Origin of the sequence: uncultured Roseivirga sp., from assembly GCF_963973945.1 — a bacterium.
GTDB lineage: Bacteria > Bacteroidota > Bacteroidia > Cytophagales > Cyclobacteriaceae > Roseivirga.
The window spans coordinates 37326-50571 of record NZ_CAXBBV010000009.1 but is presented as its reverse complement, the minus strand read 5'-3'; the positions used below and the strand labels follow the sequence as shown (position 1 = coordinate 50571).

General features: G+C 41.4%; 10 protein-coding genes. 3 read left to right on the top strand and 7 right to left on the bottom strand.

Features of this window, described 5'->3' with window-relative positions:
* Positions 1-169 precede the first annotated feature (169 nt).
* Both AAC026_RS14515 and AAC026_RS14510 read left to right on the top strand, forming a co-directional pair.
* Positions 170-1468, top strand: a complete 1299-nt coding sequence (locus AAC026_RS14515) for an ATP-binding protein (RefSeq protein WP_339699408.1) — start codon at positions 170-172, stop codon at positions 1466-1468.
* Positions 1465-2103 carry an RloB family protein gene (locus AAC026_RS14510; protein WP_339699405.1) on the top strand — a complete coding sequence of 213 codons (639 nt, stop codon included), beginning with the start codon at positions 1465-1467 and terminating at the stop codon, positions 2101-2103. The genes AAC026_RS14515 and AAC026_RS14510 overlap by 4 nt, the downstream gene beginning before the upstream one ends.
* A gap of 35 nt (positions 2104-2138) precedes the next feature.
* Here the strand turns inward: AAC026_RS14510 and AAC026_RS14505 are convergent, their stop codons facing one another.
* From AAC026_RS14505 to AAC026_RS14485, 5 genes are all read right to left on the bottom strand, one after another.
* Positions 2139-3020 carry a zinc-dependent peptidase gene (locus AAC026_RS14505; protein WP_339699402.1) on the bottom strand — a complete coding sequence of 294 codons (882 nt, stop codon included), beginning with the start codon at positions 3018-3020 and terminating at the stop codon, positions 2139-2141.
* Positions 3021-3034: 14 nt separating this feature from the next.
* Entirely contained in the window at positions 3035-4447 is a 1413-nt protein-coding gene (locus AAC026_RS14500; RefSeq protein WP_339699399.1) for an NAD(P)(+) transhydrogenase (Re/Si-specific) subunit beta, read from the bottom strand.
* Between the two features lie 9 nt (positions 4448-4456).
* Positions 4457-4771 (bottom strand): NAD(P) transhydrogenase subunit alpha, encoded by a 315-nt coding sequence (locus AAC026_RS14495; protein WP_339699394.1) that lies wholly within the window; start codon positions 4769-4771, stop codon positions 4457-4459.
* Positions 4772-4774: 3 nt separating this feature from the next.
* On the bottom strand, positions 4775-5911 hold the full coding sequence (locus AAC026_RS14490) for a Re/Si-specific NAD(P)(+) transhydrogenase subunit alpha (protein ID WP_339699391.1): 1137 nt from the start codon (positions 5909-5911) through the stop codon (positions 4775-4777).
* Positions 5912-6005: 94 nt separating this feature from the next.
* On the bottom strand, positions 6006-9053 hold the full coding sequence (locus tag AAC026_RS14485; RefSeq protein WP_339699388.1) for a glycoside hydrolase: 3048 nt from the start codon (positions 9051-9053) through the stop codon (positions 6006-6008).
* Positions 9054-9382: 329 nt separating this feature from the next.
* Here AAC026_RS14485 and AAC026_RS14480 point away from each other — a divergent pair, with 329 nt between their 5' ends.
* Positions 9383-9919: a YceI family protein gene (locus AAC026_RS14480; RefSeq protein ID WP_339699385.1), complete on the top strand. Its 537-nt coding sequence runs from the start codon at positions 9383-9385 to the stop codon at positions 9917-9919.
* Positions 9920-10254: 335 nt separating this feature from the next.
* On the opposite strand, the gene AAC026_RS14475 is transcribed toward AAC026_RS14480, so the two are convergent.
* Complete coding sequence (locus AAC026_RS14475) at positions 10255-11526, bottom strand: DUF2130 domain-containing protein (protein WP_339699382.1); 1272 nt, start codon at positions 11524-11526, stop codon at positions 10255-10257.
* Between the two features lie 47 nt (positions 11527-11573).
* Positions 11574-12827: a DEAD/DEAH box helicase gene (locus AAC026_RS14470; RefSeq protein ID WP_339699379.1), complete on the bottom strand. Its 1254-nt coding sequence runs from the start codon at positions 12825-12827 to the stop codon at positions 11574-11576.
* Positions 12828-13246: the final 419 nt, after the last annotated feature.

The following is a 13246-nucleotide window of genomic DNA, read 5'->3' as shown; positions in this document are numbered from 1 at the left end:
ACTCTGGTCGTAGCGTCCGTCAACGATTAGCGACTATCTAAAAACCAACATCAAAGACATCTTTTTTACCCACACACCGAAATTCATTTACATTATTAAAGCAAATACAATTAATTCACCATAATTTATTACCTATATTTGTAGCAAGCTTACATTAACAGAATAAAAAATGATAATCAATTTCAGCATACAAAACTTTGGATCGGTTAAGGACAAACAAACATTGACCTTTGAAGCTGACAAATCTGAACATCTAGAAAGTAGCTATATCATAAATACAAATGGATTAAGACTATTAAAGATGGCTCTAATCTATGGAGCCAACGCGTCAGGGAAAACAACAATTCTCAAAGCGCTTGAATTTCTAAGGGATATTGTGCTTGAGCCTGAAACAAAAAAAACTGATGAGTTAGACTTTCAGCCATTTTTATTTGATTCTGAAACACCTAAACAAAATTCTATACTTAGTATTGAGTTCTTAGCAAACGACACCAGATATTATTACGAAGTTGAGTTCTTTAAAAAAGCAATAGTTAATGAAGTTCTAAATTTCTACAATCCGAACAAAGCAAATGTATTTAAGCGCAGTACAGATCTAAATCATCAGTACACTGAGATTAAATTTGGCAGTAAGATTAAATTAGATAAGACCATTGAAAAAAACTTGGAAGCTAATACACTTTGGAATAATACTGTGTTGGGTGGGTTTCTAAAAACCAATGTTGACATCAAAGAACTTAAAGAAGCAGTTGAATGGTTTAAAAATTATCTACGACCTTTAATTTATACAAAAACGCAATTAGAAGGGTTTGTTACTTCAAAGATTGACAAAAGTGAGTTATCAAAACATGATGTAATAAATATATTGAAAAAAGCTGACTTCCACATTTCAGACATAGTAATTCAGGAAGAAGAAAAAGAAATGCCTAATGGATTTATTGATTTCTTAAAAAAACAGCTTAAAGACTCTCCTGATCAAATAAAAAGAATAGAAGAAAAAGGTAAGGTAACATCTGTAAATATCGAGTTTGAGCATACTGTTAATGAAGCTAAATATACTTTACCAATCGAAATGGAATCTCAAGGAACTAGAAGATTTTATGGTTTTGCAGGATTACTTGCTTTGTTGATTAAGAATTCTACCGCCTTTCCTATTGACGAATTAGAATCATCACTACATCCTGACCTTTATATACATTTTATACTTTCTTTCTTATTGAATACCAACAAGTCTCAACTCATTGCAACTACTCACAACCGAGAGATTCTTGACAATAAAGATGTTTTTAGAAACGATGCAATTTGGTTTACAGACAAAAATGAAAACTGTTCAACTGAATTGTATTCGTTGGACGATTTCGATAGTTCAATAGTGAGGAATACAACAAACATTTTAAACGCTTATAAAAGCGGAAAGCTAAAGGCTACACCGAATTTAGGCGATAACTTCATTGATTTGAAAATATGAGACAATCAAGGAAGATAAGAAGTAATGTTACTCCCACATTTGCTTTTGTTGTAGATGGAGAAACTGAAATTTGGTATTTGCAGATGCTAAAACGTAATGAACGGCAATTAAGATTAAATATCAAGCCAGAAATCCCTAACAAAAAAAGTATTGAAGAGCAATTCAAATTAGTTGAAGATTTATCCGAAAGTGAATATCCAAAAGTATTTTGGCTTGTTGATTTAGATACAATTATCAAGGAGTCTAGAGAAACGCCCAAAGGAAAAAAAACGCCATTACGGGCTTTTCTAGAAATAAGAAAAGTCATTAAAAGAGATTACAAAAACGTTATTATTGTCATTAATAATCCTTGTTTAGAGTTTTGGTTTTTACTTCACTTTGAAAAAACCTCCAAACTATTTGACACTTGTGCAAAAGCAGAAAGCGAACTTAAAAAGCATCTCAAGGACTATGAGAAGACTCAAAAACACTTCACCAAACAAGACAATGACATTTATTTAAAATTGAAACCACTTTTAAAAACTGCTATCAGTAATTCAGAGAGTTTAGGACAGTTTGATATGGACGAACAAACTAAAGCCATTTGTGAAATGTACTTACTATTTCAAACTGATGAATTAAAAAAAATATTATGATTTCTAACAGTAAAGTTCTCAGAGATCGTTACTCCTCACTCCTTTCCACAGCAATGCTTGTACTTCTTTCCGCTACCGCAGGGACAAAGTGAGTTGCGGCCAATGGTTTTGGGTTTGGAGTAAGAATCCTTGTCAATCACAGCGGTTAAATCTTGATGAAACACTTTGCTGAGGGTTTCATACAATTGAGGATGCTTCTCTTTGAGCAAATGAGGTCTTTCAAAAAAATATTCACTGGCCACTGCAAAAAACTCTTGTCGATTGGTGCTGCCGTAACCGTCAATATCGGAGTGGCTGGCCAGTATTTCGTCTGTTTTCTTCTTCACAAAGTCCAACCAAGGTAATGCGTAGGCTTTGTCTTCAAAGCCGGGAGGAATACCATCTACTTCCCCATTTTCCTTATCGAATAAGTGCGCAAACTCATGAATGCCCACATTTTTCTTGTCATTGGTAATATCAAACCCAACATGTAAAGCAGGTTTGGAGAGAATCATTTTACCTTCCATAGCACCCGTGCCCACCATGCCAGTAATGATTTCTTTTTTGCTGCCAATATTATAATCTCGATCGAAGGAACTCGGATACAGCAGCACTTCATCTAAGTATTTGTAATTCCAAGCCGGAAAGCCAAACAAGGGAATAACGGCACTACTGGCCACTAAAAGTCTGTCCACCAAATCCACTTGGGTTTGCACTCCTGTAACCCGTGTATCGGCCAAAAAGCGCTGCACATCCGATTCGAATTGACGCTGCTGATGGTCATTTAGATTGCGGTAAAAATGAACATGCTCGGTGAGAATGGCTTTCCATTTTGGAGGAGTAGCCATAAGCTGAGTTACCTCCTTTTCACTCTTGTTGGACTTCTTGAATGCGAAAATCAAAATCACAATCAGACCAAGGATAATACTGAATACCATAGGAGCGCAAAGTATTACAAATCCTTTACCTCAGCAATCAGTTTCTCCAATGAATCTTTTGCGTCACCGAAAAGCATTCTGGTTTTATCGTGAAAGAAAAGCTCGTTTTCTATGCCTGCATAGCCTGTGCCCATGCTTCGCTTCATTACAATCACGTTTTTGGCATCCAACACCTTGATAATCGGCATTCCATAAATTGGACTGGAAGGGTCACTTTCAGCGGCAGGATTCACTACATCGTTGGCACCAATCACCAATACCACATCGGTACTGGCCATTTGCTCATTGGCCTCTTCCATTTCTAGCAATTTAGGATATGGCACATCGGCTTCTGCCAACAACACATTCATGTGGCCCGGCATTCTACCCGCCACAGGATGCACCGCATAACTGAACTCCACTCCTTTTCCTTCTAATATTTTTTCGAGGTTATGCACCGTATGTTGGGCTTGCGCCACCGCCAAACCATAGCCCGGCACCACCGAAACCCGAGTGGCATAGGCCAATAGAATAGCAGCATCAGAAGCTGAAATCTCTTTAATAGAACCTCCATGTTCGCCTACTGCACCAGACGCAGCAGAACTTCCACCAAAGGAGCCAATAATTACATTGGTCAGCGAACGGTTCATGGCCTTGCACATCAGTACGGTAAGAATAGTGCCTGCGGAACCTACTAAGATCCCGCCTGTGAGCATGGCTTGGTTGCCATAAAGGAAACCTCCAAAAGCAGCGGCCATTCCCGTAAAACTGTTCAGAAGAGAAATCACCACAGGCATATCTGCCCCACCGATAGGCATCACGAATAAAACACCGTAAACAAGAGATAGCGCTAGCAAGAGATACAAATGCATAGGGTTTGAAACATCGGCAGTGGCCATAAACACAGCCAAGCCTAAAATACCAAGCAACAATAGGATGTTGATCACCTGCCCACCCGGTAATGCTTTATCGTTGATCTTGCCTTCCAATTTGCCATAGGCGATAATACTTCCCGCAAAGGAAACACTACCAATGATGAGGCCGAGTAAAATGACAATCATCATTCCCCTATCCACCGTTCCAGCGTGCATCACGTGATCAAATTCAACAATGGAAATTACGGCAGCACAAGCGCCCCCCATTCCATTGAAAAAGGACACCATTTGCGGCATGGCCGTCATTTTGACTTTCATGGCCATTCGTTTACCAATCAAAGTTCCGACCAAGAGACCTGCCAAAATCAATACATAGTTCAGGGTTTTGTCGCTGTTGAGTTCTTCCTTAAAAAGAATGGTGGCCACAATGGCCAAGCCCATCCCATAAGCGGCATATAGGTTTCCTTTTCTGGCCTTATCGGGGCTGCTGAGCATTTTAAGGCCCATAATAAAAGTAACCGAAGCAATAATATAGCAAATCTCAAGAATGCTGTTTCCAAGTAATTCCGTCATAGCGCCCAATTATTTCTTTTCCTTCTTTTTAAACATCTCTAGCATCCTATTGGTCACCACAAAGCCCCCGACCACATTGAGCGTACCCAATACCACCGCGATGAAACCTAAGATCAAGGCGAAGTAATTGTCTGGAGAAGCTTCCAACATTATGATAATGGAGCCAATCACCACCACACCATGGATGGCATTCGCACCCGACATCAGTGGAGTGTGCAGCACGGCTGGCACATTGGAGATGACTTCAATTCCTAGAAAAATAGAAACCAAAATAAGGAAGATGAACTCCTTGTTTTCGTAAAAAAGTGTCAATAGACTCTCCATAGTTTATGCGTTTTCAGGTTGGAAAAGGATGTTTTTAATGCGTTCGCTCATGACTTCTTTGGCATGTGTAACGCAGGTATTGACTACAATATCGTCTTCGAAATTAAGGTTCAGGTTGCCCTCCCCATCGATAATCAGTTTCAAGAAATTGAGCATGTTCTTGCCAAACATTTTACTGGCGTCCATGGGTAAAGTAGATGCTAAATTGGAATCACCGATAATGCATACTCCATGTTTATGGATGATTTTATTGTCTTCAGTGCCTTCGCAATTACCGCCCGTTGAGGCAGCCAAATCAACAATAACAGACCCTTTAGGCATTCTTTGAATGGTTTCGTCTGTAATGAGAATCGGTGCTTTTCTGCCCGGAATTTGGGCGGTGGTAATAATGATATTCGCCTTGGCCGCGTGTTCTTGCACCAAAGCCCTTTGTTTGGCTTTATATTCTTCGGATTGCTCCACGGCATAACCGCCAGCAGTAGATTCATCTTTGGCGCCTTCTACCTTTACAAATTTGGCCCCCAAGCTCTTCACTTCTTCTTCAGCAGCGGCCCTTACATCAAAAGCTTCTACTACAGCGCCCAATCTACGGGCGGTGGCAATGGCTTGCAAACCAGCAACGCCTGCGCCTAACACCAACACCTTGGAAGGAATAATGCTTCCTGCGGCTGTCATAAACATGGGGAAGAATCGAGGGGAGTGTGATGCTGCCATGAGCACGGCTTTATAGCCTGCTACGGTCGCCATGGAAGACAGAACATCCATTGCTTGCGCTCTAGTGGTACGGGGAATATTGTCCATGCTAAAGGAAGTAATTCCTCCATCCATTAGCTTTTCTACCAAAGCGCGGTTGGTCATAGGCTGAAAAACACAGAGCAATACCTGCTCAGTCTTTAATTGACTGATTTCATGATCATTAGGTGGATTGATACCAACAATAACATCACAGGCTAAAACAGCAGATCGATCGGCTGTTTTAGCTCCTATGGTTTCATAGTCGGTATCAGTCGCAAAAGCGAGATCACCCGCTCCTAATTCTACTGTAATATTTGCTTTGAGTGCTATAAGTGCTTTTACACTTTCTGGAAGCAGCGCTACACGGTTTTCACCTTCGGGCTCCTTTAAAAGACCAATCGTCATAAGGCAGTTAAATGATTCTACATCTACAAGTTATAGATTCTACTGACTTATAAAAATGATTAATATGTAGGCAGTAATTTATTTGATTGATAAGTTACTTCAAGGTATCCCACTTGGTCAACATCTCTTTCAATCTCAACTCCAATTGTTCAATTCCAGAAACTACCGCATTGGTCGGTTGGGCCTCTACACTTTGTAAAACCGAAAGCATATAAAGGAATTTGCTTTGAAGCCCTACTAAACTTTCGCGCTCTAAGGGACTTGCACTAATGCTACCATAGATGAAATCGCCAGCATTGGCGGCTCCATTCCCCCTAAAGCTTTGCAATTTATCCTTCTCTCCCGTTTTCCATTTCCTTTTTGGGTCATTGAGTTGCTGATCAATCGCCTCGATAATCGATTGCGCTTGGTGGTAATTGTTATAGACTTGTAATGAGAGATCCGTTTGTTGCTGTAGTGCCGAAGCGCTGATTTCAGTGCGCGGATCAATCCTCACATGAATACTTTGTTCCGAAGTTTTGCCATCCACCGTCAATCGAACCGTATATTTCCCCGGATGCACATAAGGCCCAGAAGGGTCGCTTGGGGTGTTTTTATATACTGCCGCGATAGAGAAACTACGGTTGGCTCCTCTTGGTGGATCGTATTTCAAATCCCATATAAAGCGGTGATGTCCAGCAGAAGTACCCAAACTTTGTTGAGGTCGAAGCCAATAAGTAGGATGTCTCAAATCCGTAGAATCGATCTTCTCAGGTAAATCCTTACTAGAATAAGTGCGTACGGCCACTCCTTTTCCATTCAGAATCTCTAGTTTGACTGTGCCATATTGTTTTGGCAATAAATAATCAATAGCTACTCCATCATAAGGATTTTGACCATTCGGTTCTTCTGGTGGCACTGGCGTATCACTGAACATATTGAAACGTACTCTTGTGGCCAAAGAAGGCTCAAAAAGCACTGGATCGCTGCTTTTTAAACCAGCAGCCAAACCTCTGAGCGGACTCACATCATCCAAAATCCAAATGGAACGACCGTGGGTTCCAATCACCAAATCACTTTCGTGCACTACTAAATCACGAATGGAAGAGGCCGGCATATTCAGTCTTAAAGATTGCCAATCAGCACCATCATTGATCGAGAAGTAGACTTCACGTTCCGTTCCGGCATAAAGCAATCCCTTCTGTTTGGAATCTTCACGCACCACATTCACAGGCCCATTGATTTCCATGCCCTTCACTACCTCTTGCCATGTGGCGCCAAAGTCATGCGTTTTGTAAATATGTGGCCTCATATCGTCCTTACGGATCGAATTAACGGCTACATACACGGTGCCTTTATCGAAATGGCCTGCATCTAATTGAGAAATTTTATCCCATGACTTGAGTTGTGGCGGTGTAACGTTTTTCCATGTTTTGCCTCCATCTCTGGTCAGTTGTACCAATCCATCGTCCGTTCCAGCCCAAATTATATTTCTATCTAAAGGAGAAGGGCCAATGGCATAAATAATGGCACGCTGCGGCATGGTATTCATACTTTCAGTCTTGAAATCGCCCACACTGGCCGGTACTTCTGGTTGCTTGCGCGTCAAATCAGGGCTAATCACTTCCCAATCCTGACCTCCATTCATGGTTTTCCACAATACGTTGGTGCCGAACAAAAGCATATGATCATCGGCAGGATGGAAAATTAAGGGCATGGTACGCACGCCACGGAAATCACCAGAACGCAAAGCTTCGGGCGCTACATTCTGGTTCTGACCCGTTTTTTTATTGAAGCGAGTCACTCTTCCTCCATAAATGATATTGGGATCTTTCGGGTCGGGTGCTACATAAGCATATTCATCGGCTCCCACGCCCATAAACTCTCGGAAGGAAATTTGGCCTCCATTGCCTCTGCTGGCCACACCAATGGCTCCGCTCTCCTGCTGACCACCATAGACCCAGTAAGGGAAGTTATTGTCTGTAATGATATGATACAGCTGCGAAGTGGGTTGATTGTACCATGAACTCCAGGTTTTGCCTGCATTCACCGTCACTACAGCGCCTTGATCGGCAGCAAACAGCATAATATCAGGTTGAAGCGGGTTGATCCAAATTCTGTGGTAATCGTCACCGCCCGGAGCGCCTTTAAAGGACATCCAGGTTTTGCCGCCATCTTCTGAACGATAAGCCGCTACATTGGCCACATAGAGCAAGTCAGGGTTTTTTGGATGCACGCGAATTTCAGCGAAATCACTTCCCCTGCCCCAAAGTCTTCGGTCTTCAGCGATTAGCGACCAGCTTTCTCCACCATCATCACTGCGATACACGCCCCCATTTTGGCGGGCATCTACCGTAGCATAAATACGTTTTGAATTGCTTGGTGAAATACCAATTCCGATACGGCCTAAACCCTGTTCAACTGTTGGTAAACCCTTTTCTATTTTCTTCCAGCTTGTACCTCCGTCCGTAGACTTGTACAAACCACTATTTGGACCTGAAAAAGAAGCATTCTCCCATGGTCCTTCTTGATGCTCCCACATGTCAGCAAACAGCACATTCGGGTTACTCGGATCAAATTCTACTTGTACCGATCCCGTGTTATGGTTGATGTACAATACCTTCTCCCAGTTCTTTCCTCCATCTTTCGAACGGAAAACACCACGCATTTCATTGGCGCCATAGGGATGCCCCAGACCCGCCACAAAAACGATATCTGGATTGGTAGGATGCACAATGACCCTTGCGATCTGCTGAATGTCACCTAAGCCTATAAACTGCCATTTTTTTCCTCCATCTGTAGATTTGAACATGCCATCACCTACCGACAAATCTGGACGGTGAAGGCCTTCGCCTGTACCCACATAAATCACATTTGGGTTAGAAGGAGAAACCGCGATATCCCCAACAGAACCTGTAGGCGCTTCATCGAAAATAGGGTTCCAAGTTCGTCCGTAATCATCGGTCTTCCAAACGCCACCATTGTTTACTCCCATAAAAAACACATTGGGCTGTGTAGGAATACCCACAGCACCCACCGTTCGACCCGCCCTAAAAGGACCGATCATTCTGTACTCCATGTCCTGATAAGCGGACTTCGGAACAGATTGTGAAAAACCGTACTGACTTAGAAAGAGAAGGAAAAATGCAAAAAGTGTACGCATGGCAGTAAAGATTAAGGCTTGATTATTCAGAATAAGTTAGTGCTTTTTTTGAAGGAATGGGTTTTAGTTTTTAGGGTATTGAACTCCTAATTGATGAGTGGTTAACATCACTTATGTGTGTTCATTCATGAGCTTCTTATTTAGAACCTTCTACGGTTCTGAAATTTACGTCTCAAAGTAGGGTTCCGTAATTCTCAATGAAGCCTGATCGATTCATTTACTTATGTAATAGAACGTTGGAGCATTCTGAAAAAATATCTGCTCATTTGAAACTATATGTACATACATACAGTTTACCCATTGAACTAGAAATTAAAACAATTAAGAATATGACAACATCAGCAAAAACCACATGGAATATTGACCCTATGCACAGTGAGGTTCAATTTAAAGTTAAACACTTAGTGATCTCCACTGTAACAGGAGCCTTTAAAAGCTTTGAAGGTGGTTTAGAAACAACAGAAGACAATTTTGATGGCGCCAATGCCTCATTCAGTATTGCTACTGCCAGTATAGACACCAATGTAACCGATCGTGATGCACACCTTAAAAGCGCTGAATTCTTCGATTCAGAGAACCACCCTAACATGACTTTTAAAGGAGTATTAAAACATACTTCAGGTGATGATTATAAGTTAGTAGGTGACTTGACGATTAAAGACACCACTAAACAAATTGAATTGACTGTAGAGCACGGTGGAATAATGGTAGATGGTTACGGACAAACCAAAGCTGGTTTTGAAATCACAGGAAACATTAACCGTAAAGATTTTGGCTTAACCTGGAGCATGGTCACTGAAGCTGGCGGTGTTGTGGTTGGCGACAATGTCAAACTGTTGCTCAACGTGCAGTTAACCAAAGGGTAACTAAGGTTAGAGTAGAGTTTAAAAAGCCAGTTTAGACGATGTCTAAACTGGCTTTTCTTTTTTAACTCTTCTGCATTTGCTGTTGAAACGTAATTATTATAAACTCTCTCCGGCCCTTGTTGGTGTTCTTCACCAACAAGCCTGAGATGATTCACCACCCTACATTCCTTGGAGTAAAAAAGCATGTTTAGTAAGTCATTCTGCAAGAATCCTTTCACGTTACATAAGTCAAATCCCACTTCTATGTTGCTGAAAAAGATCCTTACAGGATGACTATTCTGGGCATTGTGTATAAAACTGTCTCCTGCCCTCATTGGTTAAGACAGACTGGACCTTTATAGCTCCAGTTGTTCTTGGTCTTCTCCCTCTCCCGGTAACTCTAAAGCCTTTACCGATTGAATGGCATTGCCAGCTATGCCTTTGATTGAGCCGTACATGTCGATGGTATTGGTTACCACTTTGTCGATCTGCTTTTCGCGTTCTTTCCAGATGCGTTGCATGGCCCTTTTCTCGCTGTCCAAACCATTTTTCATAGAAGTGAAGCCTTCAACAATGGCTTCAACCTGCATACGGAAGGTATTGCTGGTAAGGAAATCATAGAGCATGTGCATTTTATCGCCTTTGTTCTCTTGAGAGCTTACCGCCATGCTCAATTGCACAATGGATTCACGCAGTACTGCACAAAGGCCTTTGAATTCGTCATAGTTACAAATCCAGATGCCGTCTCTTAAGCCCATACGGTCCATTCCCGCAGGCATTACTTCTGTCACCAAAACGCCTACATTGGCTCCTCTTTCACGGATATCAGCTTTGAATTTTTCGATCCAGCTGGGCTGAAAATCTTTGGTGCGTTTACTTTCGTAATAAATGGTTCCGCAATTCTGGCGGGCACGGGTGTTTACTACTTGAATACAATCGCCACCTCTGGCTCCTTTCTTAATTTCTTCAATACTGTCTAAAGGAAATTGCCCCATCAACCATTCTTCAATGGCCAGTTCTTGCACTTCACCTTGAAGCTGCATAGAGCCCTGCTCCTGCTTACGCTTCATTTCTTCTGTTAAGCGCTTTTGGTCTTCTAATTGCTTCTGTAATTCCTTAAAGCGAAGTTCGTTTCTTTCTTCCTCTGCCCTCTTGATCTTCTCACGTTCGGTTAACAGTGTTTCATTTAGGCTCTTCTGAGCCTCTGCTTCGGCTATTTCTTTGAGTTCAGATTTTTCACGTTTCAGCTTCTCAATTTCGGCTTTTGTGCGATTAAGCTCTTTTATTTGCTCTGATTTCTCGTTAAGTTCTTTTTGAAGTGTTTCAAATTGATCCAATTGCTCAGCTTTAAGCTGGTGCTTCAACTTCTCCTCCATGGCCTTGCGCTCTTCGCGCAATTGCTTATCAAGTCGCTCTTTGAAAAGTTCATTAGCCTCCTTCTTTTTTAGCTCAAACTCCTCTTTTGCTTTATTCAAAGTCTCAACTTCAGATTGATACCGCTGTTTTTCTTGGGCCAGTTGCGCTTGGTATTTCTGCTTGATCTCATCTTCTAACTGATGAGAGAGAATATCTTGCACATCGATACTCGTTCCACAATTAGGGCATTTGATCTGGTTATTGTTTTGCATGAGCGTTTGCGTTCTTCAATTCGTTGTACTAATTCGTTTAATAGCCTTTAGCGCTTCTTTTTTCTACGCTTCGATCTCTTGGCGTCAAATTCAGCTTTTTCCTTGTCAGCATCTTTAATTAACTGCTGCCAATTATTCGCTTTGGCATCCGATATATCTAAAGTGTATTGGTAGTCTGCATTCGACACTTCCATGCGCTGAATGGGCTTACCTAAATTCTCTTCAATTTCGGCCAAAACTGGTTTTTCTTCTTCGGCACAAAACGAAAGCGCTTGCCCTTTCTGGGTTCCTCTACCGGTTCTTCCCACACGGTGAACATAATTCTCAGCCGTCTCTGGCATGTCGTAATTGATTACATATTCCACATTAGGAATATCAATTCCTCTTGCACTTACATCAGTGGCAATCAGTACTTTTAAGTCTCCAGATCTAAAGCGTTGCATTACTGATTTTCTTTCCTTTTGTTCTCTGTCGCTATGAATGGTATCGGACTCTAGCTGCACACGCTCCATGGCTTTCTTTACTCTTTCTGCTCTTACTTTGGTGCGTACAAATACGAGGATTTTTTGATCTTCATGCTGCTTAATAAAATGCTCTAAAAAGAAACGCTTATCGTCCATTTCTATATAAGCAACGGAGTGCTCAATGTTTTTGGCAACGGGGTCTTTGGGGGAAATTTGAATACGAATTGCTCGGGTCACTAATGAATAGGCCAAGTCTTTAATTTCTTCATTAATAGTGGCTGAGAAAAAGAGTGTTTGACGCTTCTTCGGCAAGTGCTTCATCAAATCACGAATGTCTTTAATAAAGCCTAAGTCGAGCATATGGTCGGCTTCATCCAATACCAAAATTTCTACTCGTTTTAAACTCAGCGCACCTTGACTCACCAAATCGAACATACGACCTGGCGTGGCAATCAACACATCTACTCCTTTTTCTAATTGCTTAATCTGAGGCTCTTGGTCTACCCCACCATGAATACAGAAACTCACCACTCGGGTATGCTTGCCCAAGGTTTTAAAAGCCATATCAATCTGTAAGGCCAACTCATGAGTAGGTGCCATTACCAAGCATTTTACGCCATCGGGGCGACTGCCCAGTTTTCTTTCCTGAAGAATATGAAGAATTGGAATGGCAAAAGCCGCAGTTTTACCTGTACCCGTTTGGGCAATGGCCAATACATCTTCTCCCTTTAAAATTGGGGGAATAGATTTGTACTGAATATCGGTTGGTTTTTTATAACCCAGTTTTTCAATACTGGTTTTAATGCCTTCGGCAATGCGGTATTCTTCGAATTTCATATAATTATTGTTGCTCAAAGGGTTGCAACCCCTCGTTTTGTGACAAAAAGCTTTTAAAGAAAGACTTTTGACTTAATCGGCAATTTACGCAAAATATCCCCCAACTTAAGCAGAAGATTAATTGAGATTAGATGAAGTGGACAAGAGGAATCCGAACTTTAAATATGCTCAGAGGTTAAGTGAGAAGAAAGCTCGGAACTATATCGAGAATACATTAATCAAAAATAGAGAAAAATGAAAAGAGCACTCCAAATTGTACTGGCAGTAATCGCTTTGATAATGATTTACTTAGGTGTAATGAATTCGATGCTGCCTCCTGCTTTGACAGGGATAGGGTTTCTTGTGATTATAATGCTATTTAACAGCTATCACAAGGTTAAGCCTTGATAGGTAGAGGCTACACAAAAGGGCATAAAAAA